The organism is Ancylobacter pratisalsi (assembly GCF_010669125.1).
GTDB classification, from domain to species: domain Bacteria; phylum Pseudomonadota; class Alphaproteobacteria; order Rhizobiales; family Xanthobacteraceae; genus Ancylobacter; species Ancylobacter pratisalsi.
Window position 1 is genome coordinate 209,974 of record NZ_CP048630.1, and the last position, 21,606, is coordinate 231,579.

Genomic DNA, 21,606 nt, shown 5'->3' on the forward strand with positions numbered 1-21,606 from the left:
GCAAGCGGGCGACGCTTTGATTCAGTCGCGTAAAGCCGCGATCCACCGCGATCGGCCTTCCCCCGCGCCCGATGGCATTCTGATTCCGGAAGCTGCCCCATCGCTTTGATGTTCATGGGTTATCCAGCGAAGCCACATCACTGATGCGCAGGCTGGGTTGCGCCCTCCCCTGCCAGGTGTCGAGTTCCAGCATCCCGGCCACATGAAGCTGCTTTCCCCGCGCGGCGAGGAGCGCCTGCCCCAGCGGCGTCGTCGCGGCGCGGAAGGCGATGGCCGAGAGAACCGTTCCGTCCGAGCTGCGCAGGCGTACCCGCACATGGTCGCCATTGCCGGCCTCGGCATAGACCACCCGGTGCGCGGGAAACACGAAGACCGGCTGGGGATTGCCCGCCCCGAAGGGGCCCGCCTTCTCGATCAGCTCAATGAGATCAGGCGTGGCGCCAGCCGCGGAAAGGGCGCCGTCGATCAGTGTCTCGTCGACGGCCCTGGCACCATCCACCGCCTCGGCAAGCACCTCTTCCAGATAGGCGCGCAATTCGCCGAGGCGCTCACGCTCCACCGTCAGCCCGGCCGCCATCGCATGCCCGCCGCCCTTCACCAGCAGCCCGCGATCGACCGCCCCGCGAACAGCCTTGCCGACATCGACACCGGGAATGGAACGGGCCGACCCAGCCCCGTGCGTGCCGGTAAACGCGACGGCGAAGGCCGGGCGGCCGAACTTCTCCTTCAGGCGGGCGGCGACAAGGCCCACGACGCCCGGATGCCAGCCCTGCCCGCTGGCCAGAATCACCGGCGTGGCCCCTTGATGCCCCAGTGCCGCCTCCGCCTCCATTTCAGCCTGGGCGACGATCGCGCGCTCCATGAGCTGACGTTCGGTATTGAGACGATCCAGCTCCGTCGCGATCACCTGCGCCTCGATCGGATCAGCGCTGAGCAGCAGCTTGGTTCCCAGCGCGGCGTCGCCAATACGTCCGCCGGCATTGATGCGGGGACCGAGCAGAAAGCCGAGGTGCCACGCCTTTGGCGGCCCGGTGAGGCGGGCCACATCCATAAGGGCGGTCAGCCCCGGCCGTCGGCGCTTGCGAAGCTGCAGCAGCCCCTTGGTGACGAAAGCCCTGTTGAGGCCGACGAGCGGAACCACGTCTGCCACCGTGCCAAGCGCCACGATGTCCAGCGCTTCGAGCAGATCCGGCGCGGGGCGGGCGCTACTCCACCACCCACGGTGACGAAGCTCGCGTAACAGCCCGACCGCGACGACGAAGACCACACCGACCGCGCACAGATGGCCAAGGCCGGACAAATCGTCGGCGCGATTGGGGTTCACCAGCGCGACCACCTCCGGCAGCGCTTCGCCGGCCTGGTGGTGGTCGATCACAACCACGTCGAGGCCAAGCTCGCGGGCTCGGGCAAAAGGCTCGAAACTCATCGTGCCGCAATCGACCGTGACGAGCAGCTTCGCGCCCTTCTCCGCCAGCGCCTCGATAGCGGGAATATTCGGACCGTACCCCTCGAAGATGCGGTCGGGAATGTGGAAGGCGGGGTCGAGGCCGGCGGCCCGCAGCACCTCGACCAGCAGCGCAGTCGAGGTCGCGCCGTCGACGTCGTAGTCCCCGAAGACGGCAACCGCTTCTCCCGCTGTGACCGCATCGGCGAGCCGGGTGACGGCAGCCCCCATATCGGTCAGCGAATCGGGATCGGGCAGCAGCCGCTTCACCGTGGGATCAAGCCAGGCTTGCGCCTCCTCGATCTCCACCCCCCGACCGACAAGCACGCGGGCGAGAATTTCGGGCAGACTGTAGCGCTGAACCATGGCCAGCGTCGTCTGGGCTCCCCGCCCGTCAATGCGTTCGCGCCAGAAACGGCCACTGGCCGAATGGGCGATACCAAGAAAGGGCCGCGGGGCGGGCGCGGCTGTAGGTTGAACGAGACTCATGCCGGCAAGGTTAAGCCCGAAGCGGGTGACCGCGTCGAGAGGGCAGGCCCAATTCGGTCAGCCGGCGACGCAACGAATGTCTGACCGAGCATCATCGCTTCGTCATCGGTTCGTTGCGCACATGACATCCGCGCCATTCAGGAAGTCGGCTCGGCCTCGCTGCCGCACCCGACCACTGGAGAATGACCTATGTCTCGCACCTCGCTGCTCGCGAGTGCCGCGCTTGCGCTGATCGCGCTCGCTGGCGCCGCGTCGAACGTCCGCGCCGACCAGACCTATCCGGCCACCCTCGCCGGGCACGCCCTGCTGCCGGCCGAGACCTTCATCGAGATGCCCGCCGACGCCCCCGCGGACCTCAAGGTTTCCGGCAAGTACACCACCGGCAAGCGCGTTGACACGGTCGGCGCGGTCGAAGGCAAGTCCGCCAGCCGCCCCACCGGCGTCTCGCTGCCGTTCAAGGGGCAGCCCGTCCAGGGGCATTCGGGCATCAAGGTCATGCCCGATGGCTCGTTCTGGCTGCTCACGGACAATGGTTTCGGCTCCAAGGCCAACAGCCCGGACGCCGCGCTCTTCCTGCGCCGCTACAAGGTCGACTGGAAAACCGGCGCGTTCCAGCCGATCGAGACCATCTTCCTGCGCGATCCCGACAAGAAGGTGCCGTTCCGCATCGTCCATGAGGGCACCGATGCACGCTACCTGACCGGCGCCGACTTCGACCTTGAGAGCTTCCAGATCATCGGCAACGATCTGTGGATCGGCGAGGAGTTCGGCCCCTTCCTGATCAAGGCGGACATGAGCGGCAAGGTCCTCGACATGTTCGAGACGATCGCTGGCGAACAGCCGGTTCGCTCGCCTGACAACTACCAGGTGGCCTCCTCCGCCGCCCCCAACCAGACCGCCACCTTCAACGCCCGCCGCTCCAAGGGTTTCGAGGGCATGGCGGCCTCCAAGGACGGCAAGTTCCTCTATCCGCTGCTCGAAGGCCCGCTGTGGGACGCCGAGAAGAAGGACTGGCAGACGGGCGCCGACGGCAAGCCGTATCTGCTGATCCTTGAATTCGACGTGGCCGCGCAGAAGTGGACCGGCCGCTCCTGGCAGTATGCGCTTGAGCAGAACGGCAACGCGATCGGCGACTTCAACATGATCGATGCCACCACCGGCATGATCATCGAACGCGACAATGGCGAGGGCACGTCGGACAAGGCATGTGCCGAGGGCACCAAGGGGCCGGACTGCTTCCACGACATCGCCAAGTTCAAGCGCATCTACAAGATCGAGCTGACCGATGCGAATGCCGGCGGCCAGGTGCGCAAGATCGGCCATATCGATCTGATGAAGATCGCCGATCCCAACAAGCTTGCCCGCAAGCCGCTGAACGAGGGCGTGCTGACCTTCCCGTTCTTCACCATTGAAGACGTCGATGTCGTCGACGAAACCCATATCGTGGTCGGCAACGACAACAACCTGCCCTTCTCCTCAAGCCGCGACCCGAAGAAGGCGGACGACAACGAGCTCATCCTGCTCGACGTCGGCGAGTTCCTGAAGGCGAAGTGATCCGGGCCTGATCGGCTGTCGCGGCAGCGATCACCGGACCTGAATGGGGAATGGCCGGGGCATGCATGTTCCGGCCAATTCCGTTTTCAGGCCGTATCGGGAAGCACGACATCGCGGGGGCGCAGGATGAGAGCGACACCCGCGACCATGACGAGCGCCCCTACGATTTTCACCGGAGAGGGATCGTCACCGATCAGCACGATACCAAACAGCACCGCGAGAAGCGGGTTCAGCATCGAGTAGGGCACCACGGCATTGATGGCATGGCGCTGGAGCAGCCAGTACCAGATGCCATAGCCGACAATCGATGAGGCGATCGCGCTGTAGGCCACGGTGAACCAGCCATTCCAGCCCGCAGTTGCCACCATCCCCCATCGATCGAATTCGAACAGCCACGAAGCCAGCAGAAGCTGGGGAATGGCGAACAGCGATGACCACCCCATCATCGTCATGGGGGTCACGTCGGGCATCGCCTTGATGATGAGGTTGGTCACGGCCCAGGCTGTGGCGCTAATCAGCAACAGGGTGAACGGCAGAACGCCCGGCAGCGTCGGGCCGGCGGCCAGTATGGCGATCCCCAGGATCGAGATCACCAGGCCGAGCATCCGCAGCGCACCCAGCTTCTCGTGAAACACGAGGCAGGAGAGCAGCGTCGCGATCGGCGCGCCAAGCTGGATGATCACCGCGCTGGTGCCCGCCTCCGCCGCATCGAGGGCAACGAAAAGCAGCCCGAAGTGCAGCGTGCCAAAGGTCACCGACACAAGCATGACCGCCGGCAAGCGGCGCGGAGGCACGCGGGTAAAGGGCACGACAAGCACCGACACCAGCACGAAGCGCAGCGCGCACATCATGATGGGTGGCAGTTCGGCGACACCGAGCTTGATGATGATGATGTTCAGCGCCCACACGCAGACAACGGTGAGTGCGAGAAACGAGTGCCTGATGGGCATGAGAAACCAGTGATGTCGCGGGCGACGGCCCGCAGGGCTGACCGGGCGGGCCGGCAGATGGGCAATAGCGCCGGAACGAAACGAAGCAAAGGGCCGTCTGGCGATCTCTGTCCTGCGCTGGTCACATGGCAGGGTTCTGAGCGGTGCAGGATGCCGCGCAAATGGCTTTGCGCGGGCATCGCGGCTTTTCCCCGGCATGCCGGCGCCTTATGGTGCGCACCATGCTCGATTTGTCTCTCATGGGCCGGCTCAGTTTCCGGCACACCGCCCCCAGCAAACCTCCCCTGCCCCCTGGCCGCCATGATCTCGGCCTGTTCGACACGCGCGACTACGTGCTTGTCGTGCCGGAAGGAATCGACCCCTCTCTACCGACGCCGATCGTGGTGCTTTTCCACGGAGGCGGTGGCAGCGCGGAGAAGATCATGCCGATCATGCGTCGGCACGCCGAAGAGCGTGGCTTTCTTCTGCTGGTGCCGCAATCGCTGTTCCCGACCTGGGACATCGTCATCGCCGGCAACGGACCGGACCGCGAGCGTCTCGATATCGGTCTGGCCGAAGTGGCCTCCCGCTTCGCGCTGGATCCCAATCATTTTGCCTTCGCCGGCCATTCCGACGGTGGGAGCTATTCACTATCGACCGGGCTCAGCAACGGGCGGATTGTGAGCCATATCCTCGCCTTCTCGGCCGGTTTCATGACCGTGCTGGCGCAGGAGGCGGAGCCGAAGGTATTCATCGCCCACGGCCAGCGCGACACCCAGACGCCGATCCAGACCGCCGGCCGCTCGCACGCGGCGAAGCTCCGGCGGGCCGGCTACGACCTCACCTATGTCGAGCACGGTGGGCCGCATGCCTCGCAGCCCGCGATGGTGCAGCTGGGCGTCGACTACTTTCTGCGCGACGTTCACGCGAAGAACTGAGGCGAGGCCCAGCCCGCCGGGTATGAGCGCGAAACGCAACCGCCGCTCGGCAACGGGGTTGGCGGCTTCGTGAATCTGCCCGCAAACAAAAAAGGCTGGCGCGAAGCCAGCCTTTGGTCTCTCGCTCGAAAGAGCGCTCAGGCGACCTTCTTCACCGACTTGGCAACCTCGGCGGCCGAAGCCTCATACTTGGCGGCGAGGCTGGCGAAGGCATCGGGCCCCTCATTCAGAGCCGCCTTGATGTCCTCGGCCCAGGTGGTGTGCTGCAGCGTGAAGGTCGACGTGGCGGACGAGCCGAACTTCTTCGCGAAATGGTCAGCGAGCTTGAAGGGGATCGGCTCGGAGGCAAGGAAGCGTGTGGTGGGGTGCTCGTTGATGAAGGCGCCATATGTCTGGGCAACCTCGGTGTACTTGCTGGCCTCGATGAGAGCCGTGAGGGTCTTCAGCAGGCCGGGCAGCTGCGAATGAGTAGCGGACATGGGTCGTTCCCTTGTACTTGTCTTCAGCACTCACGAAGAATGCACGTTGTCACGGCTCTGGTATACAGCACACCGTCCGATGGCTAAAGCACCCTGACGCCTAAGGGCACGATTTCAGTTCCCCCCGCACCTCGGATCGACCCATGGGGTAAGCGGCAGGAAGGGTCCCCGCGACAGCAAAACGGGGCGCCTGGGCGCCCCGTCCGGGAAGAGCAAGGTGGCTTCCGTTCAGCCGAGGTGGAACTTGGAAAGGTCGCGATGCTCGGCCTCGATCCAGCGTACCGTGCCGGATGCGGAGCGCATCACCACGGTGTGGGTCTTGACCACGCCTTTCTCGTATTTCACGCCCTTGAGCAGATTGCCGGTGGTCACGCCGGTCGCTGCGATCAGGCAGTCGCCGCGCACCATGTCGGTGATGGTGTAGATCTTCTTGGGATCCTTCACGCCCATCTTCTTGGCGCGCTCGCGCTTCTCGTCGGTGTCGAGGATCAGGCGGGTGTACATTTCGCCACCGATGCAGCGCAGCGCAGCGGCCGCCAGCACGCCCTCGGGCGCGCCGCCGGTGCCGATATAGATATCGACGCCGGTCTCGTCCGGATTGGTGGTGTGAATGACGCCGGCAACATCACCATCGGTGATGAGCTGCACGGCAGCGCCTGTATTGCGAACGGCCGCGATAATGCCGGCGTGACGGGGACGGTCCAGAATCAGCGCGGTGATTTCGGAGGGCTTCACCCCCTTCGCCTTGGCGAGCGAATGGATGTTGTCCTGGGGGCTGGCATCGATATCGATCACGCCCTTGGGATAGCCGGGGCCGATCGCGATCTTCTCCATGTAGACGTCGGGAGCGTAAAGCAGCGTGCCGCCCTCGGCCATCGCCATGACGGCAATCGAGCCGGGCATATTCTTGGCACAGAGGGTGGTGCCTTCAAGGGGATCGACGGCGATGTCGACCGCCGGTCCCTTGCCGGTGCCCAGCTCCTCGCCGATGAACAGCATCGGCGCTTCGTCACGCTCGCCTTCGCCAATCACAATGCGGCCGGCGATCGGGAGACGATTAAGCTCGCGACGCATCGCGTCCACAGCCGCCTTGTCCGCCGCCTTCTCGTCACCACGCCCGCGAAGCCCAGCCGATGCCACCGCCGCGCGTTCGGTAACGCGCACCAGTTCAAGCGTCAGAATGCGCTCGAGTGCCTGGCCTGCCTTGACCGTGATTTCAGCCATTGTTCCCTTGCCCCTCTTAGTCTTTCTCGATCCGTATCACCTGCGGCGGCGAGGCGATCACGCCATCAGCGTCGATGGCGTCGATCGCACGGCGAACCGCGTCTTCCGTCGTGGCGTAGGTGATCAACACCACAGGTGCCGGATCCTCTGCGCTGTCGGCCCGGTCTCCGCCATGCGGACGCCCGCGCCGGTGCTGCATTATGGACTCCAGCGAGATGTTCTGCTCGGCCATATGACGGGCAATCGCTGCCGCCGTTCCGGGCCGATCAACCGCAGCAAGACGGATATAATACCCACCTTCATGACGCTGGATCGTCGGTTGGCCGGCGGGACGCAACGTATCCACAGGCCAGCCGAAAGGCGAGCCGGACCGCCCGGCGGCTCGATCGCAGAGGTCGCCGACGACGGCAGAAGCCGTGGCGTCACCGCCCGCACCCGGCCCGACAAGCGTCAGCGCCACCGCATCACCGTCGATCGCGACGGCATTGGTGACACTTGAGACCTGCGCGATTGGCCAATGTTTAGGCACCATCGTCGGATGGACCCGCAGTTCCACCGCATCGCCAGAGCGAGCCGCGACACCCAGCAGCTTCACCCGATAGCCAAGCTCGTCCGCAGCCTGGAGGTCCGCCAGCGTGATCGAACGAATGCCTTCCACATGAATCGCGTCGGGATCAGGCTGCACGCCGAAGGCGAGCGCCGCGAGCAGCGCCAGCTTGTGCGCCGTGTCAAAGCCGTCGACGTCGAATGTGGGGTCGGCCTCGGCATAGCCAAGCTTCTGCGCCTGATCGAGGCAGACGTCGAAGGACAGCCCCTCCTCCTGCATCCGGGTCAGGATATAATTGCAGGTACCGTTGAGGATGCCGGAGACGCGCGCGATCTCGTTGCCGAGCAGCGCTTCCCGAAGCGCCTTAATGACGGGAATACCTCCCGCCACCCCGGCTTCGAAATCAATCCCGACACCCTTGGCCTCTGCGGCCCTGGCCAGCGCCACCCCGTGGTGGGCGAGAAGAGCCTTGTTCGCGGTGACGACGTCGTGTCCCGCCGCAATAGCGGCCTCGACCGCGGCCTTGGCCGCCCCCTCGTGGCCGCCGATCAGCTCGACGAACACATCGATATCCGGGGAGGAGGCGAGTTCCACCGCGCTATCGAACCAGCGCATGCCCGACAGATCACAGCCTCGGTCGCGGCTGCGATCACGAGCACTTACCGCGACAACCTCAATGGGCCGACCAATCCGCGCCGCAATCACTTCCTTGCGGCGCGCCAGCATGCGAACCACACCCGCACCGACCGTACCCAGGCCGGCGATGCCAATCTTGAGCGACGGCGCCATCACGTATCCGAACTCGACAGGACTGAAAGCAGCGCAGCCCGGAAAAACCGGGCGTCAACGCGCCGCAGCGAGAGGGACGACGTTGTGCAATGTTTCGGCGCCCGTTTCAAGGAAGCGGCGGACATTGCGGGCCGCCTGGCGAATGCGCTGCTCGTTCTCCACAAGCGCGATGCGCACATAATCGTCGCCGTGTTCGCCGAAACCGACACCCGGCGCGACCGCCACATCCGCCTTCTCGATCAACAGCTTTGCGAATTCGAGGCTACCGAGTGGGCGGAATTTTTCCGGAATCGGCGCCCAGGCGAACATTGAGGCACTCGGCACGGGAATCTCCCACCCCGCCTTGCCGAAGCTGTCGACCAGCGCATCCCGACGCTTGCGGTAGACCGCGCGCATATCGGCAATGCAGTCCTGCGGGCCATTAAGCGCGGCGGTCGCGGCAACCTGGATCGGCGTGTACGCGCCATAATCCAGATACGACTTCACCCGCGCCAGCGCCGCGATCAGACGCTCGTTGCCTACCGCGAAACCCATGCGCCAACCGGCCATGGAGAAGGTCTTCGACATGGAGGTGAACTCCACCGTCACATCGATCGCGCCGGGCACCTGAAGCACGGAAGGCGGCGGATTGCCGTCGAAATAGACCTCCGAATAGGCCAGATCCGACAGGATGATCAGGTCATGCTTCTTCGCGAAGGCCACGACGTCCCGATAGAAGTCGAGGTCGGCCACACAGGCTGTCGGGTTCGACGGATAGCAAAGCACCAGTGCCAGCGGCGAAGGAATCGAGTGGGCAACCGCGCGCTCGAGCGCGTGGAAAAATTCAGGGCCCGGCTCGCAGGGCACCGAGCGGATCGCCGCACCCGCCATGAGGAACCCGAAGGCGTGGATCGGATAGGAGGGGTTGGGCACCAAAATGACGTCGCCGGGCGCTGTGATCGCCTGCGCCATATTGGCGAAGCCTTCCTTCGAACCCAGCGTGGCGACGACCTGCGTGTCCGCATTGAGCTTCACGCCAAAACGGCGATCGTAATAGGCGGCCTGTGCACGGCGCAGGCCGGGAATTCCCTTGGACGCCGAATAGCGGTCCGTACGCGGCCGGCCGATGGTTTCCTTGAGCTTCTCGGCGACATGCGCGGGCGCATCGAGATCCGGATTTCCCATACCGAGATCCACGATGTCGGCGCCGGCGTTGCGGGCGGTGGCCTTAACCCGGTTGACCTGCTCGAACACATACGGCGGAAGCCGGCGAATACGGTGGAAATCAGTCATGGCTCTCAAGCTCCAAGCCGCCCCGGCATGTTCGGGACAGCACAACGGCGGCTACATATCACTCTTCATGCAGGCATGCAGCGAGGGATGTCAGTCCAAGGTGGCAGAACCGTGATGAAAATTTCGTTCTGCCGGCCGATTCCGGAAGTTATTGCGACTGCTCGAGCTCCTTCAGCATTTTCTGTTCGCGCTCCTTCGCCAGGCCTTCAAGATCAGACTGCATCTGCTCGGTCTCGGCGGGCGTCATCACGGGACGATCACCCACCTGCTTTGGCGCACCGAAATTGGGATAGGGCAATTCCTTGTACGGCCCCGTGGCGGCGGGAGCGGTGGCCTCCGACTTGGGGGCCGCGCCGATGGCTTGCGCGAGGCTTTCATCGGAAAGCCCCGATGTGAGGCCTCCCCCCGCGCAGCCGCCGAGAAGCAAAGCCAAACCAAGGGCGAACAGACCATTCGCTCGGCCGGCGACCACTTCCTTGCGGCGGTTCGGCTTCATTTCGCGTTCATCACCCATGCTCACCTTACGCCCCGTCGCACTTCGGTCAGTTACGCACTCGCTACGTTCGGGCGGCGCGTCTATGATGCCCCCACCTATGAACGCACGTACCCGCGGGGACAAGCGGTGAGCAATCGACGTACCACACGGAAGCCGTCCGGCGGCTCCACCACGCCAACCGTCCAACGGCAGATTACGCCTGCGATGCCAAAGACTTCTGCAAAGCGACCAGCGGCAGATGCGACGGAACGCACGCTCGTGAAAACAGCGAAGCCGAAGATGTCCCCGCCCCGCGCCACGTCGGCCGAAAGAGCCAAGGGCTCGGCCACCGCCGTCAAGGGCGCGGCGGTCAAGGGCAAGGCTAGGGGCAAGGGCGCGACCGCCACCCCGCCGACGTCCGCACCGCCCAAAGCGGCTTCCGCCAGGGCCAAGGCGGCCCCGGTGGACACTCTCGCCAAGGCGAGCGCCGAGGCGCCGCGCACGGTGCCCAAGTCGCGCGTCGCGGCCGCCGTCGAAGATCATCCCCTGCCGCGCTACGCGGTGCGTCCTTCGCAGCGACGCAGCGCCAGGCAGGCCGCCGGCGAAGCGGCGAAAGCAAAGGCATTACCGGCTGCGGAAGCCGCCGTGGCGCTTCTGAAGGATCTGGTGGCAACGCCGCCCTCACCCGCGCTGCCGGCGGCGAGCCCGGAACCCGACGTAAAGGACGCACCGCCTCACGGCTCTCCAATCGATTTCCAGGCCTTCGCCGGCAACCTCGCCCGGCTGGTGGAAGAAGGCGGCAAGGCCATGGCGGCCTATCTTCGCCCGCGCGAGGAAGGGCTGGTCAAGGATGACGTCGCCGACGATATCGCCGACGTCATGAAGACGATCGGCAACGTCGCCGAATACTGGCTGGCCGACCCCCAGCGCACGCTCGAAGCTCAATCGCAGCTCATCGGCGGGTATCTGTCGCTGTGGTCCTCCACCCTCAAGCGCCTCGGCGGCGAAGAAACCAAGCCGGTCGCAGCACCCCCGGCCCGCGACACGCGCTTCACCGATCCTGAATGGAGCAGCAATCCGTTCTTCGACGCCCTGAAGCAGACCTATCTGCTCACGACCAACTGGGCCGAGGACATGGTCGATAAGGCCGAGATTGACGACCATACGAAGCACAAGGCGGAGTTCTACGTCCGCCAGATCGCGGGGGCGATCTCGCCCTCCAACTTCGTGCTCACCAATCCCGAGCTGCTGCGCACCACCCTCGCCTCCAATGGCGAAAACCTCGTGCGTGGCATGAAAATGCTGGCCGAGGACATCGAGGCAGGCGGCGGCGACCTGAAGATTCGCCAGACGGACGGCAGCAAGTTCAAGGTGGGCGAAAACCTCGCCGGCACGCCAGGCAAGGTCATCTTCCAGAATGAGCTGATGCAGCTGATCCAGTATGCGCCACAGACCGAAAAAGTGCTGGCGACGCCCCTGGTCATCATCCCGCCATGGATCAACAAGTTCTACGTGCTGGATCTCAGCCCGGAGAAATCCTACGTGCGCTGGGCGGTCGAACAGGGACTGACCGTGTTCGTGGTGTCCTGGGTCAATCCGGGACCGGAACTCGCCAGCCGCGGCTTCGAGGACTACATGCGCGAAGGCGTGCTGACGGCATTCGAAGTGGCGAAGAAAGCCTGCGGCACCAAGCAGATCCACGCGGTCGGCTATTGCGTGGGCGGCACCATGCTGGCGATCACGCTTGGCTGGCTGGGGGTGCAGAAACGGGATGTCGGCGTCAAGTCCGCCAGCTTCCTCACCACGCAGGTCGACTTCACCCATGCAGGCGATCTCAGGGTGTTCATCGACGAGGAGCAGGTTGCCCATCTTGAGCGCAAGATGCTGGAAACGGGCGTGCTGGAAGGCCGGACCATGGCCAACGCCTTCAACATGCTGCGGGCGAACGACCTGATCTGGCCCTATGTCGTCAACAACTACCTCAAGGGCCAGGCGCCGTTCCCGTTCGACATTTTGTACTGGAACGCGGATTCCACGCGGCTGCCGGCGGCGAACCATTCCTTCTATCTGCGCAACTGCTACCTCGACAACAAGCTGGCCGAGGGAAAGCTGATGCTGGCCGGCGCGAAGATCGATCTGAAAAAGGTCGACCTTCCCATCTACAACATGGCCACGCGCGAGGATCACATCGCCCCTGCGGCGTCGGTATTTCTTGGCCTGCAGTGCTATGGACGGCGCGGCCGCTTCGTGTTGGCGGGCTCGGGCCATATCGCCGGAGTGATAAACCCGCCCTCGCGCGGCAAGTATCAGTACTGGACCGGCCCATCCCCCGAGGGCGATCTCGAGAGCTGGCTGGAGAAGGCCGAGATGCATCCCGGTTCGTGGTGGCCGGACTGGTTCGCATGGATCGCGGCTCAGGAGACCCGTCGCGTCGCCGCCCGCATCCCCGGCAAGGGCCCCTATCCGGCGATCGAGGACGCGCCTGGCAGCTACGTGAAGGTCACGTCGTGAAGAGCGGCCGGCCAGCCGCAGTTCTCCTGGCCGCGATCCTTATCGCGGCATTCGTCAGTGGACGCCCGGGCGCCACCCTCGCGGCGAGTTTTGATTGCGGGAAAGCCCGCACGCCGGATGAGCGCGCCGTCTGCGCCGACCCGGCGCTTTCGGCGCTGGACAGCGAAATGGGTGCGTTGTGGTTCGCCTATAGCCGCATGCCGCTCCTCATGGGCGCGAGCGGCGCGCGGCGCGACGATGCCCGCGCCTTTCTCGACGCACGAGCGAAATGCGGGCGCGACGCTGCCTGCCTGTCCGCGCTCTACATCGCGCGGAACGCGACGCTGAAACGACTGCTTGGCGGAGCGATCCAGACCCTCACGGCAGAGGCCAACGCCGATCCCTCACCCTTGCCCGCACCGCAACCGGTGATGGTGCAGATCAGCGCGCTTGCAGGGCAATGCCGGGAGCTGGGCGGAGTGATCGAGGGCGATGCATCGCCACAGATGATGAGCGCCGACCTCGACCAGGACGGCAAGCCGGACTATCTGCTCAACGCGCAGAACCTGCTCTGCGATGGCGCTGCAACGGCCTACTGCGCCAATGATGGCTGCGACATCTGGGTAGACCTGTCGAGCGCGGACTATGCTCCGATGAAGCTGCGCGGCAGCCGCCCCACTCTGGTGCAGGGGACCAAGTCGACGAAGCTCGATATCTGGGTCGACAAGAGCCGGTGCAGCTCTTTGCCTCCGGCAGCGGCCTGCTGGGGCACTTGGGAATGGAACGGCTCGTCACTCACCGCGCGCTATTCCGCCCGCGGCGACTGACCCGGCCTCAGGCCTTCCCGACGCGCCGTGGCGCGCCGGGATCGGCGCTCAATCGGTCAGTTCCGAGCCTCTTGCAGCGGCGTGGACGGCCCGCTCACGGAAACAGCGCGATCTGCTCCAGACCCGTGGTCTCAGGGAAACCGAGCACGAGGTTCATGTTCTGCACCGCCTGGCCGGAGGCGCCCTTGACCAGGTTGTCGGTGGTGGAAATGACGATGACGCGGTCGGGCGCGCGGTCCTTGATCACGCCGATGAAGGCCATATTGGAGCCCTTCACAAAACGCGTCTGCGGCACCTGGCCAAGCGGGAGCACATGAACGAAGGGCTCGCCCTTGTAGAAATCCGCCAGCACCCGGTGCACGCCCTCGGCGCCAACGCCCGCGCCCGTCTTCACATAGATGGTCGCGTAGATGCCACGAGTCATCGGAATGAGATGGGGCGTGAAACTGGGCACCACCGTGCGCCCTGCCGCCTTGGAATATTCCTGGTCGAGCTCGGCCATGTGGCGGTGGCTGCCCACGCCATAGGCGTGCATGCCATCCGTCACCTCGGCATAGAGCAGCGATTCCTTGGCGGAGCGGCCCGCCCCGGTAACGCCGCTCTTGGCATCGATGACGATGTGATCCGGCTCAATCGCGCCAGCTTCGATGAGCGGCACGACAGGCAGGATCGCGGTCGTGGTGTAGCAACCCGGATTGGCCACAAGCCGTGCCTTCCGGATATCCGAGCGATAAAGCTCGACGACGCCGTAGACCGCCTCCTGCTGCAGCTCCAGCGCCTGGTGCGGGTGGCCGTACCATTGCTCATAGACGCCCGGGTCGCGCAGCCGGAAATCAGCGGACAAGTCCACCATCTTGATGTGCGGCGCGCTTTCGAACACGCGCTTGATCACCTGCTGCGTCGTGCCATGAGGCAGGGCGCAGAACGCCAGATCGACCCCGGTCCAGTCCACCTCGTCGATGGTTATCAGCTTGGGCAGGGTGAGCGGGGCGAACTGGGGGAACACATCGGCCATCGACTGGCCGGCCTTGCGGTCCGCCGTGAGCGCCACGATCTCGACGCGCGGATGGCGCGCCAGCAGACGCACCAGCTCCGCGCCGGTGTATCCCGAGGCGCCCAATATGGCGATCCGTGCCCTGCCTTCCGTCATCGTCGCGATCCCCGTCGCTGGCCGCACGCGCTCTGCAAAGCGCCGCGTTAGTGAAACCGGGCCATTACACCGTATAGATGGCGGACGAAAGACAGGACGCACGCGCGCGGCGCATGGCGGCCGCGTCAGACACGCACGGAACAGAAAGCCATCGCCGGCACTTTGCTCATCGCCATTCGGCGTCTCCTTACCGGAAACCACCTCCCATGACAGATCCCTTCGACTTCTTCGCGTTCAGCATGAGCATGGCCCGCCTCGGCCTCGACTCGCAGGTCGTCATCGCCGAACGGATGAGTCGTCTTGCACGCGGCGATTTCGCCGCCGGCGTCGAGGCCGTGCGCATGGTCACCGAGAAGACCATCACCCTTGGCGAAGTGAATGCTCGCCTTGTTTCCGCAGCGACGAACGGCCGGCTGGACAAAGTCGGGCCGGAGATCGTCGCGCTTTATGGCCGCAAGGTCCGCGCCAATCGGCGGCGGCTGGCCCGCTAGATCACCAACGAGCGGGGCTGCGTTCACGCCCTGTTCCTGCTAGTGCTGACCGGCATCAAACTGTGCTCTAATCGAATCGCACCTCAACTGTCAGCTGAAAGCCCCAACGCTCGATGTCGAACGCGGACGACCTGTTTGCCTCTACGCCTCCTCAGCCGCGCCCGGCCGCAAAGCCGACCTCGCGCAGCACGTCAGCGGGAGGCACGCCTGGCGAGAGCGGCTATACCGCCGCTGATATCGAGGTGCTGGAGGGACTGGAGCCCGTTCGGCGCAGGCCGGGCATGTATATTGGCGGCACCGACGAGAAGGCGCTTCATCACCTCTTCGCCGAGGTGATCGACAATTCCATGGACGAGGCGGTGGCCGGCCATGCCAGCTTCATCGAAGTGGAGCTGACCGCTGACGGCTGCCTGACCGTGACCGACAACGGTCGCGGTATCCCCATCGAGGAACACCCGAAATATCCCGGCAAATCGGCGCTGGAGGTGATCCTCACCACGCTGCACGCCGGCGGCAAGTTCGATTCGAAGGTTTATGAAACCTCGGGCGGCCTCCACGGCGTCGGTGTCTCGGTCGTGAACGCCCTCTCCGACGTGCTGGAGGTCGAGGTCGCCCGCGGGCAGACGCTTTATCGCCAGATCTATTCGCGCGGGCTCCCTCAGGGACCGATCCAGGAAGTCGGCCGGGTGCTGAACCGGCGCGGGACGCGGGTCCGCTTCCATCCCGACGCGCAGATCTTCGGCGAGGGCGCCCATTTCAAGCCGGCGCGCGTGTTCAAGATGGCGCGTTCCAAGGCCTATCTCTTCGGCGGCGTCGAGATTCGCTGGAACTGCGAAGCCTCGCTGGTGGCGGGCACCGAGATCCCCGAGAAGGCGGTCTTCCGCTTCCCGGGCGGCCTCAAGGACTATCTCGCCGCCGATATAGCCGGCCATACGCTGGTGCACCCCGATATTTTCGCCGGCAAGACGTCGCGCCCCGGCGGACATGGCTCGGCGGAATGGGCCGTGGCGTGGCTGGGAGACGCGGACGGCTCCGTCGCTTCCTACTGCAACACCATTCCGACGGCGGAAGGAGGCACCCACGAGTCTGGGCTGCGCTCCGTGCTGCTTAAGGGTCTGCGTGACCACGCCGAGCGAACCGGCAACGCCAAGCGCGCCTCTATCGTCACCTCCGACGACATCATGGCGGGGTGCGCCGCCATGCTCTCCGTCTTCGTGCGCGAACCCGAATTCCAGGGCCAAACCAAGGAAAGACTGGCGACCGCAGAGGCCTCGCGCATCGTCGAGACCGCGATGCGCGACGCCTATGATCACTGGCTGGCTGGCAACCCCATGCAGGCCAGCCGCCTGCTCGACTGGGTGGTGGAGCGCGCCGAGGAACGGCTGCGACGCCGACAGGAAAAGGAAGTCTCCCGCAAGACCGCCGTGCGCAAGCTGCGCCTGCCCGGCAAGCTCGCCGACTGCTCGAACAATTCAGCGGCGGGTTCCGAACTCTTCATCGTCGAGGGCGATTCCGCCGGCGGCTCGGCCAAGCAGGCGCGCTCGCGCCAAACGCAGGCGGTGCTTCCCCTGCGCGGCAAGATCCTGAACGTCGCCAGCGCCGGGCGCGACAAACTCGCCCAGAACCAGCAGCTCTCGGACCTTATCCAGGCTCTGGGCTGCGGCACGGGTGCGAATTATCGCGATGAAGACCTGCGCTACGAGCGCGTGATCATCATGACCGACGCCGATGTCGACGGCGCCCACATCGCTTCCCTTCTGGTCACTTTTTTCTTCCGGCAGATGCCGCGGCTGATCGAGAACGGCCATCTCTTCCTCGCCGTGCCGCCACTCTACCGCATCACACAGGGCGCGAAGACGCTCTACGCCCGAGACGAGGCGCATCGCGACCAGCTGCTGGCGAAGGAATTCGCCGGGCGCGGCAAGGTCGACATCGGGCGATTCAAGGGCCTTGGCGAAATGATGCCCGCTCAGCTCAAGGAAACCACGATGAGCCCGAAGTCGCGCATGCTGCTTCGCGTCAATGTGGAGGAGGCCGAGCGTGCGGCCACCGTGGACATTGTCGAACGGCTGATGGGCAACAAGCCCGAGAGCCGCTTTGCCTTCATCTCGGAACGGGCCGCCTTTGCCAATGACGAGTTGCTGGACATCTGATTTTACGCCGGGGGAACACCGCGCCTCAGCGCGCAGGTCGCTTACCGGGTGAAACGATCGGTCAGCGACGTTCAAACGCAATGCGTGCCGCGAGCCCGAGAAAGATAAGGCCAGTAACGCGTTGCGCGTAGCGGGCAAGATCGATGCGGGATGTTAGTCGGCTTCTCAACGCACCGGCGAATCCGCCAACCAGCCCATTGATGACCATCCCCCCACCATTGAGGATGGCCCCGAGCAACAGAAACTGCACGAAGGGTGAGCCGCGTGCGGGATCGACGAATTGCGGCAGAAACGCCAGCACGAAGACGACGATCTTTGGATTGGTGAGGTTGACCACAACCGCCTGCCGGAAGGCCGCGCCGGGCGTTTCGCGCCGGGCTCCCTCGGTGCCAAGCGCCACGCCCGGCGAGGTGAACGCCTTGATCGCCAGCCACACCAGATAGGCCACCCCCGCCCAGCGGATCACCTCAAAGGCGCCTGGGTGCGAGGCGAGCAACGCTGCGAGTCCCAGCGCCGCGGCGAGCGTATGAATGATGCCGCCGCAGGTAATGCCAAGGCTCGCCGCGATACCCGCTCTCGGTCCGGACTTCATGCCTTGCCCGAGGCAGAACAGCATATCGTTACCCGGCGTGAGATTGAGAGCCAGCGCGGCGGGCGCGAAGATGAGAAGCGTCTCAGCGGAGATCATGGCGGCGTTCCGGCGAAGCGAGGCTGCGACTTGCCTTCGTCTCTTGCCCTCATCGGCCAGCGACAGCAAGCGCGAGATTGGCCCTGTCGCAGCAGCCGGTCGGAGCGGTAGATCAAAACGATTGGCCGCAGCGCCTTTTTAGGCCGCCGCGCCGCCAACCGGCCATCCCCGGCCCTGCATGGCACAGGGCAAGTCGCCACCGAGCCGGCACGGAACCTTGAGTATCAGCCGCCCCCCTAGGGCCCAGAAGGGGACCGAAGCAATGCCGCCGGGCATTCACCGTTAGTCATCGGGCACCGGCTCGGGCGCCGGATCAACGTCGATGATCGTCATCGTCCCCACCGGCAGAGAGATCTCGTCGCCGATCCACTTGCCCGTCAGGGCGCGGGCGACCGGTGAGATCCAGGCAATACGCCCGAGCTTGGGGTCCGCCTCGTCCTCCCCCACGATGCGAAAGCGGCGCGCACGACCGCCCTCGTCTTCCAGCAACACCGCCATTCCGAACGTGATGACATCGCCCTCGCCCGGCGGGTCGACAGGCTCCGCGCTGGCGCGTCGCGCGCTCCAGTAACGCAATTCGCGGGAAGCGGCTGCCACCGCGTCGCGCTCGCTGCGGGCCGTAGCCGCCGCCACAGCTTCCCGCTGGCGCGCCACCTCCTGCTCGATGAGCGCCAGGCCGCGACGTGTGACGAGATTGCGCTCGGTGCTGACAGGACGCTCGGGCAGCGCCTCGCCGCCGCCGTCCTCCTTCACGAAGGCGCGGCTCACGGCCTGCACCCTGCGGGCGAACGGCTTGCCCGGCTGGCAGAAAACCCCTTGACAGTACCGATTTCCATTGACTTTCCGAGCATTGCGCCTATGTTCCCGCACGTCGTCTAACCTATCCGACAGATGCGTTCCGCGCGACGACGTTGCAGCCCGTCCCCGGTTACGGCTCGAGGGATCTGGTGAGCGGTGCGCTGCCGCAGAATTGATCCTAGATGCCTTTTAACGAACTGGGCCTGAGCGACAAGGTGCTCTCGGCCGTTGCCGATACCGGCTATACCGAGCCCACGCCGATCCAGGCGCAGGCGATACCGCATATTCTGGCGCGCCGCGATGTGCTGGGCCTCGCCCAGACCGGCACCGGAAAGACAGCCGCCTTCACGCTGCCCATGCTGACCCTGCTTGAACAGGGCCGTGCCCGGGCGCGGATGCCGCGGACGCTGATCCTTGAGCCGACGCGCGAGCTTGCCGCGCAGGTCGAGGAAAATTTCACCCGCTACGGCAAGAACCACAAGCTGAACGTCGCGCTGCTGATCGGCGGCGTCTCCTTTGGCGATCAGGATGCCAAGCTGCTGCGCGGCGTCGACGTGCTGATCGCGACCCCCGGCCGCCTGCTCGACCATGTCGAGCGTGGGCGGCTGCTGCTGTCGGGCATCGAGATCCTCGTCATCGACGAAGCGGACCGCATGCTCGACATGGGCTTCATCCCGGATATTGAGCGGGTCGCCAAGCTGGTGCCCTTCACCCGCCAGACGCTGTTCTTCTCGGCCACCATGCCGCCGGAAATCCAGCGTCTCGTCGCGCAGTTCCTGTCCAACCCGGTGCAGATCGAGGCTTCGCGGCCGTCTTCCACCGCCTCGACCATCACCCAGTTGCTGGTCGCCTCGGGCAAGGAAGATTACGAGAAGCGCGAGAAGCTGCGCGAACTGATCCAGGGCGCCGAGAACCTTCAGAACGGCATCATCTTCTGCAATCGCAAGCGTGATGTCGCGGTGGTGCACAAGTCGCTTCAGCGCCACGGCTTCAAGGCGGTCGCCTTGCACGGCGACATGGACCAGCGCTCGCGTATGCAGGCGCTCGACCAGTTCCGCAATGGTGACGCCACGCTGCTCGTAGCCTCCGACGTCGCAGCGCGCGGCCTCGACATTCCGGCGGTCAGCCACGTGTTCAACTACGACACCCCGCACCACGCCGAGGACTACGTGCACCGCATCGGCCGCACCGGTCGTGCCGGCCGCGCGGGGGCCGCCTTCACCATCGCCACCGCGTCCGACGTGAAGTCGCTTGCGGCGATCGAGAAGCTGATCGGCCGTGCGATCGACTGGAAGGAAGGCGAGAGCCTGGACGCGCTGCGTCCCTCCGAGCCTCGCACTCCGCGCCCCAGCGAGCGCAGCCGTGGCCGCGAGCGTGACGGAGAAAGCGAGCGTCGCGGGGCACGTCCTGCCCGACGCCGCGACAGCGCCGAACGGCCGGCAGCTCCCAAGGTCGAGGAAGCCGTCGAAGAGGTCGCCGCGGAAATCGCACCGGCGGCCAAGCCGGCGCGCCGTCGTTCCACCCGCACCAAGGATGTCGCCGCCGCAACCAAGCCGGATTCGGCTGTGTCGGTGGTGTCCAAGCCCGCCGCCGCGAAGGCGGCACCAACCAGCGCGGCCCGCGCGCCGGTCACTCCGCTGACGCATCGGCGCAGCGAGCGCCCCTCCCCGGCCGACGAGCCGGCGGATACCTCGCATCTGCCGGCCTTCCTGCTGCGCCCGGTGCGCATCAAGGCCGGCTGAACCTGGTGACGGGAGTTTCGGCGGGCTGACCCAGCCCGCCAGTTCACAGCGTGCGCCTCACAAGGCGCCCTGTGTCCCACCCTTGATGCGGGCGCGCAGATGGCGAATGGATCGCCGCGCGCGCCGCCCGCATCCGATGCCGAGGCCCAGACGGAAAACTCTGACGGGTCGAGTTCAGGGCACCTCAACAAGACGCTCGACATTGGCTGCCATTCACCATCTGCATGCAGGCGGATGGGGGGCAGGCGACGTTGGCCAAGGGCCCTCCCAGGACGTTCGAGCAGGCGCGTTGAACGGCTAGGTGATGTCTTGTCCTGGGATGCGCTCACGCCGCGATTGCTTCGCGCGGGGCTTCCGGGTGCCGGGCGGAGTGTCGCCAGCGGCACGGCGCGCAATGCCAAGAGCCGTGCGCGCCAGTTCCGCCGCATCCTCGGTGTCGTCCAGCGCCGCCTCGGGAAGCATCCAGTAAGACAGGGTCACTTTCCGCCCCCGGGCTTCATAAACAAACGGCTCGGCCCCGCGCATTTCCAGCGCACGCGCGAAATCACCATCCGTCTTCAGATAAATGTGGTCCCGGACGACGAGGCCGAACATCAGCCCATCGGCATAGAGCCCAAGACCGCCAAACATCCGCCGACAGCGCACCGGACCGAAGGCCGCGAAAATATCCGCTATCGCCGCCTCGTCCATGAATGCGGCTCCCAGGAAATCAGGAGATCAGGCGCCCACGCTCGCCGTTTCGGACTGCGCCGGCGTGATGGCCACCGATTCGCCGCAGCCGCAGGCAGACGTCTGGTTCGGGTTATTGAACACGAACTGGGCGGACAGCTTGTCGGCGCGGAAGTCCATCTCGGTGCCGAGCAGGTACAACACCGCCTTGGGGTCGATGAGCACCCTCACGCCCTTGTCCTCGACGACCTCGTCGAAGCGGCCGGCTTCCTCGGCGAATTCCATCGTGTATTCCATGCCGGCACAGCCGCCATTCTTCACGCCGACCCGCAGGCCGATCACAGGCTTGTCGGAACGCTCGATAATGCTGCGCACGCGCTCGGCGGCGGCATCGGTAAGCCGCATGACTTGCGGACGGGGGCGATTCTGGGTCATTCGGGCCTTCTCCACATCAGCGC

At 65.3% G+C, this 21,606-nt stretch carries 19 protein-coding genes; 7 read left to right on the top strand and 12 right to left on the bottom strand.

The genetic code is table 11. From position 1 onward, the window contains the following. Positions 1 to 112: 112 nt before the first annotated feature. The gene (recJ, locus tag G3A50_RS01080; RefSeq protein WP_163073390.1) at positions 113 to 1,933 is read right to left on the bottom strand and encodes a single-stranded-DNA-specific exonuclease RecJ; all 1,821 of its coding nucleotides are present in this window, start codon (positions 1,931 to 1,933) and stop codon (positions 113 to 115) included. A gap of 189 nt (positions 1,934 to 2,122) precedes the next feature. On the opposite strand from recJ, the gene G3A50_RS01085 reads away from it, so the two are divergent. Then, the gene (locus G3A50_RS01085) at positions 2,123 to 3,487 is read left to right on the top strand and encodes an esterase-like activity of phytase family protein (protein ID WP_163073391.1); all 1,365 of its coding nucleotides are present in this window, start codon (positions 2,123 to 2,125) and stop codon (positions 3,485 to 3,487) included. Between the two features lie 86 nt (positions 3,488 to 3,573). Here the strand turns inward: G3A50_RS01085 and G3A50_RS01090 are convergent, their stop codons facing one another. Further along, positions 3,574 to 4,437, bottom strand: coding sequence for a DMT family transporter (locus G3A50_RS01090; protein WP_163073392.1), 864 nt, complete (start codon positions 4,435 to 4,437; stop codon positions 3,574 to 3,576). A gap of 221 nt (positions 4,438 to 4,658) precedes the next feature. Here G3A50_RS01090 and G3A50_RS01095 point away from each other — a divergent pair, with 221 nt between their 5' ends. Next, the gene (locus G3A50_RS01095) at positions 4,659 to 5,354 is read left to right on the top strand and encodes an alpha/beta hydrolase (RefSeq protein ID WP_246252003.1); all 696 of its coding nucleotides are present in this window, start codon (positions 4,659 to 4,661) and stop codon (positions 5,352 to 5,354) included. Positions 5,355 to 5,491: 137 nt separating this feature from the next. Here G3A50_RS01095 and G3A50_RS01100 read toward each other — a convergent pair whose 3' ends face one another. The 5 genes from G3A50_RS01100 to G3A50_RS01120 form a co-directional block, all read right to left on the bottom strand. After that, a complete protein-coding gene (locus tag G3A50_RS01100) occupies positions 5,492 to 5,833 on the bottom strand; it encodes a hypothetical protein (protein WP_163073393.1) in 342 nt (113 codons plus the stop codon). 228 nt (positions 5,834 to 6,061) lie between these two features. Continuing rightward, entirely contained in the window at positions 6,062 to 7,057 is a 996-nt protein-coding gene (gene glpX / locus G3A50_RS01105; protein WP_163073394.1) for a class II fructose-bisphosphatase, read from the bottom strand. Between the two features lie 16 nt (positions 7,058 to 7,073). Beyond that, complete coding sequence (locus tag G3A50_RS01110; RefSeq protein ID WP_163073395.1) at positions 7,074 to 8,393, bottom strand: homoserine dehydrogenase; 1,320 nt, start codon at positions 8,391 to 8,393, stop codon at positions 7,074 to 7,076. A 54-nt stretch (positions 8,394 to 8,447) separates the two neighbouring features. Then, positions 8,448 to 9,665 carry an LL-diaminopimelate aminotransferase gene (locus tag G3A50_RS01115; protein WP_163073396.1) on the bottom strand — a complete coding sequence of 406 codons (1,218 nt, stop codon included), beginning with the start codon at positions 9,663 to 9,665 and terminating at the stop codon, positions 8,448 to 8,450. Positions 9,666 to 9,813: 148 nt separating this feature from the next. Further along, positions 9,814 to 10,179 carry a hypothetical protein gene (locus tag G3A50_RS01120; protein ID WP_163073397.1) on the bottom strand — a complete coding sequence of 122 codons (366 nt, stop codon included), beginning with the start codon at positions 10,177 to 10,179 and terminating at the stop codon, positions 9,814 to 9,816. A gap of 261 nt (positions 10,180 to 10,440) precedes the next feature. Here G3A50_RS01120 and phaC point away from each other — a divergent pair, with 261 nt between their 5' ends. Continuing rightward, complete coding sequence (phaC, locus tag G3A50_RS01125; protein WP_246252006.1) at positions 10,441 to 12,651, top strand: class I poly(R)-hydroxyalkanoic acid synthase; 2,211 nt, start codon at positions 10,441 to 10,443, stop codon at positions 12,649 to 12,651. Continuing rightward, positions 12,648 to 13,457: a lysozyme inhibitor LprI family protein gene (locus G3A50_RS22440; protein ID WP_210255195.1), complete on the top strand. Its 810-nt coding sequence runs from the start codon at positions 12,648 to 12,650 to the stop codon at positions 13,455 to 13,457. Before phaC ends, G3A50_RS22440 begins: the two co-directional genes overlap by 4 nt. A 94-nt stretch (positions 13,458 to 13,551) precedes the next feature. Here G3A50_RS22440 and argC read toward each other — a convergent pair whose 3' ends face one another. After that, entirely contained in the window at positions 13,552 to 14,607 is a 1,056-nt protein-coding gene (gene argC / locus G3A50_RS01135) for an N-acetyl-gamma-glutamyl-phosphate reductase (RefSeq protein WP_163073398.1), read from the bottom strand. A 206-nt stretch (positions 14,608 to 14,813) separates the two neighbouring features. Here argC and G3A50_RS01140 point away from each other — a divergent pair, with 206 nt between their 5' ends. Continuing rightward, on the top strand, positions 14,814 to 15,098 hold the full coding sequence (locus tag G3A50_RS01140) for a hypothetical protein (RefSeq protein ID WP_246252008.1): 285 nt from the start codon (positions 14,814 to 14,816) through the stop codon (positions 15,096 to 15,098). Positions 15,099 to 15,211: 113 nt separating this feature from the next. After that, positions 15,212 to 17,251: a DNA topoisomerase IV subunit B gene (gene parE, locus G3A50_RS01145; RefSeq protein ID WP_163073399.1), complete on the top strand. Its 2,040-nt coding sequence runs from the start codon at positions 15,212 to 15,214 to the stop codon at positions 17,249 to 17,251. Between the two features lie 61 nt (positions 17,252 to 17,312). On the opposite strand, the gene G3A50_RS01150 is transcribed toward parE, so the two are convergent. Continuing rightward, positions 17,313 to 17,939, bottom strand: coding sequence for a LysE family translocator (locus tag G3A50_RS01150; protein ID WP_163073400.1), 627 nt, complete (start codon positions 17,937 to 17,939; stop codon positions 17,313 to 17,315). Positions 17,940 to 18,221: 282 nt separating this feature from the next. Next, positions 18,222 to 18,707 carry a GreA/GreB family elongation factor gene (locus G3A50_RS01155; protein WP_163073401.1) on the bottom strand — a complete coding sequence of 162 codons (486 nt, stop codon included), beginning with the start codon at positions 18,705 to 18,707 and terminating at the stop codon, positions 18,222 to 18,224. Positions 18,708 to 18,919: 212 nt separating this feature from the next. Here G3A50_RS01155 and G3A50_RS01160 point away from each other — a divergent pair, with 212 nt between their 5' ends. Continuing rightward, a complete protein-coding gene (locus tag G3A50_RS01160) occupies positions 18,920 to 20,479 on the top strand; it encodes a DEAD/DEAH box helicase (protein ID WP_163073402.1) in 1,560 nt (519 codons plus the stop codon). 297 nt (positions 20,480 to 20,776) lie between these two features. Here the strand turns inward: G3A50_RS01160 and G3A50_RS01165 are convergent, their stop codons facing one another. Then, the gene (locus G3A50_RS01165; RefSeq protein WP_163073403.1) at positions 20,777 to 21,169 is read right to left on the bottom strand and encodes a TfoX/Sxy family protein; all 393 of its coding nucleotides are present in this window, start codon (positions 21,167 to 21,169) and stop codon (positions 20,777 to 20,779) included. 27 nt (positions 21,170 to 21,196) lie between these two features. Further along, positions 21,197 to 21,583, bottom strand: coding sequence for a Fe-S cluster assembly scaffold SufA (gene sufA / locus G3A50_RS01170; protein ID WP_246252009.1), 387 nt, complete (start codon positions 21,581 to 21,583; stop codon positions 21,197 to 21,199). Positions 21,584 to 21,606: the final 23 nt, after the last annotated feature.

What these genes read in the sequence shown, in the direction of transcription:
- recJ (WP_163073390.1), bottom strand. Translation starts at nt 1,933, where the DNA reads ATGAGTCTCGTTCAACCTACAGCCGCGCCCGCCCCGCGGCCCTTTCTT.
- G3A50_RS01085 (WP_163073391.1), top strand. Translation starts at nt 2,123, where the DNA reads ATGTCTCGCACCTCGCTGCTCGCGAGTGCCGCGCTTGCGCTGATCGCG.
- G3A50_RS01090 (WP_163073392.1), bottom strand. Translation starts at nt 4,437, where the DNA reads ATGCCCATCAGGCACTCGTTTCTCGCACTCACCGTTGTCTGCGTGTGG.
- G3A50_RS01095 (WP_246252003.1), top strand. Translation starts at nt 4,659, where the DNA reads ATGCTCGATTTGTCTCTCATGGGCCGGCTCAGTTTCCGGCACACCGCC.
- G3A50_RS01100 (WP_163073393.1), bottom strand. Translation starts at nt 5,833, where the DNA reads ATGTCCGCTACTCATTCGCAGCTGCCCGGCCTGCTGAAGACCCTCACG.
- glpX (WP_163073394.1), bottom strand. Translation starts at nt 7,057, where the DNA reads ATGGCTGAAATCACGGTCAAGGCAGGCCAGGCACTCGAGCGCATTCTG.
- G3A50_RS01110 (WP_163073395.1), bottom strand. Translation starts at nt 8,393, where the DNA reads ATGGCGCCGTCGCTCAAGATTGGCATCGCCGGCCTGGGTACGGTCGGT.
- G3A50_RS01115 (WP_163073396.1), bottom strand. Translation starts at nt 9,665, where the DNA reads ATGACTGATTTCCACCGTATTCGCCGGCTTCCGCCGTATGTGTTCGAG.
- G3A50_RS01120 (WP_163073397.1), bottom strand. Translation starts at nt 10,179, where the DNA reads ATGGGTGATGAACGCGAAATGAAGCCGAACCGCCGCAAGGAAGTGGTC.
- phaC (WP_246252006.1), top strand. Translation starts at nt 10,441, where the DNA reads ATGTCCCCGCCCCGCGCCACGTCGGCCGAAAGAGCCAAGGGCTCGGCC.
- argC (WP_163073398.1), bottom strand. Translation starts at nt 14,607, where the DNA reads ATGACGGAAGGCAGGGCACGGATCGCCATATTGGGCGCCTCGGGATAC.
- G3A50_RS01140 (WP_246252008.1), top strand. Translation starts at nt 14,814, where the DNA reads ATGACAGATCCCTTCGACTTCTTCGCGTTCAGCATGAGCATGGCCCGC.
- parE (WP_163073399.1), top strand. Translation starts at nt 15,212, where the DNA reads ATGTCGAACGCGGACGACCTGTTTGCCTCTACGCCTCCTCAGCCGCGC.
- G3A50_RS01150 (WP_163073400.1), bottom strand. Translation starts at nt 17,939, where the DNA reads ATGATCTCCGCTGAGACGCTTCTCATCTTCGCGCCCGCCGCGCTGGCT.
- G3A50_RS01160 (WP_163073402.1), top strand. Translation starts at nt 18,920, where the DNA reads ATGCCTTTTAACGAACTGGGCCTGAGCGACAAGGTGCTCTCGGCCGTT.
- G3A50_RS01165 (WP_163073403.1), bottom strand. Translation starts at nt 21,169, where the DNA reads ATGGACGAGGCGGCGATAGCGGATATTTTCGCGGCCTTCGGTCCGGTG.
- sufA (WP_246252009.1), bottom strand. Translation starts at nt 21,583, where the DNA reads ATGACCCAGAATCGCCCCCGTCCGCAAGTCATGCGGCTTACCGATGCC.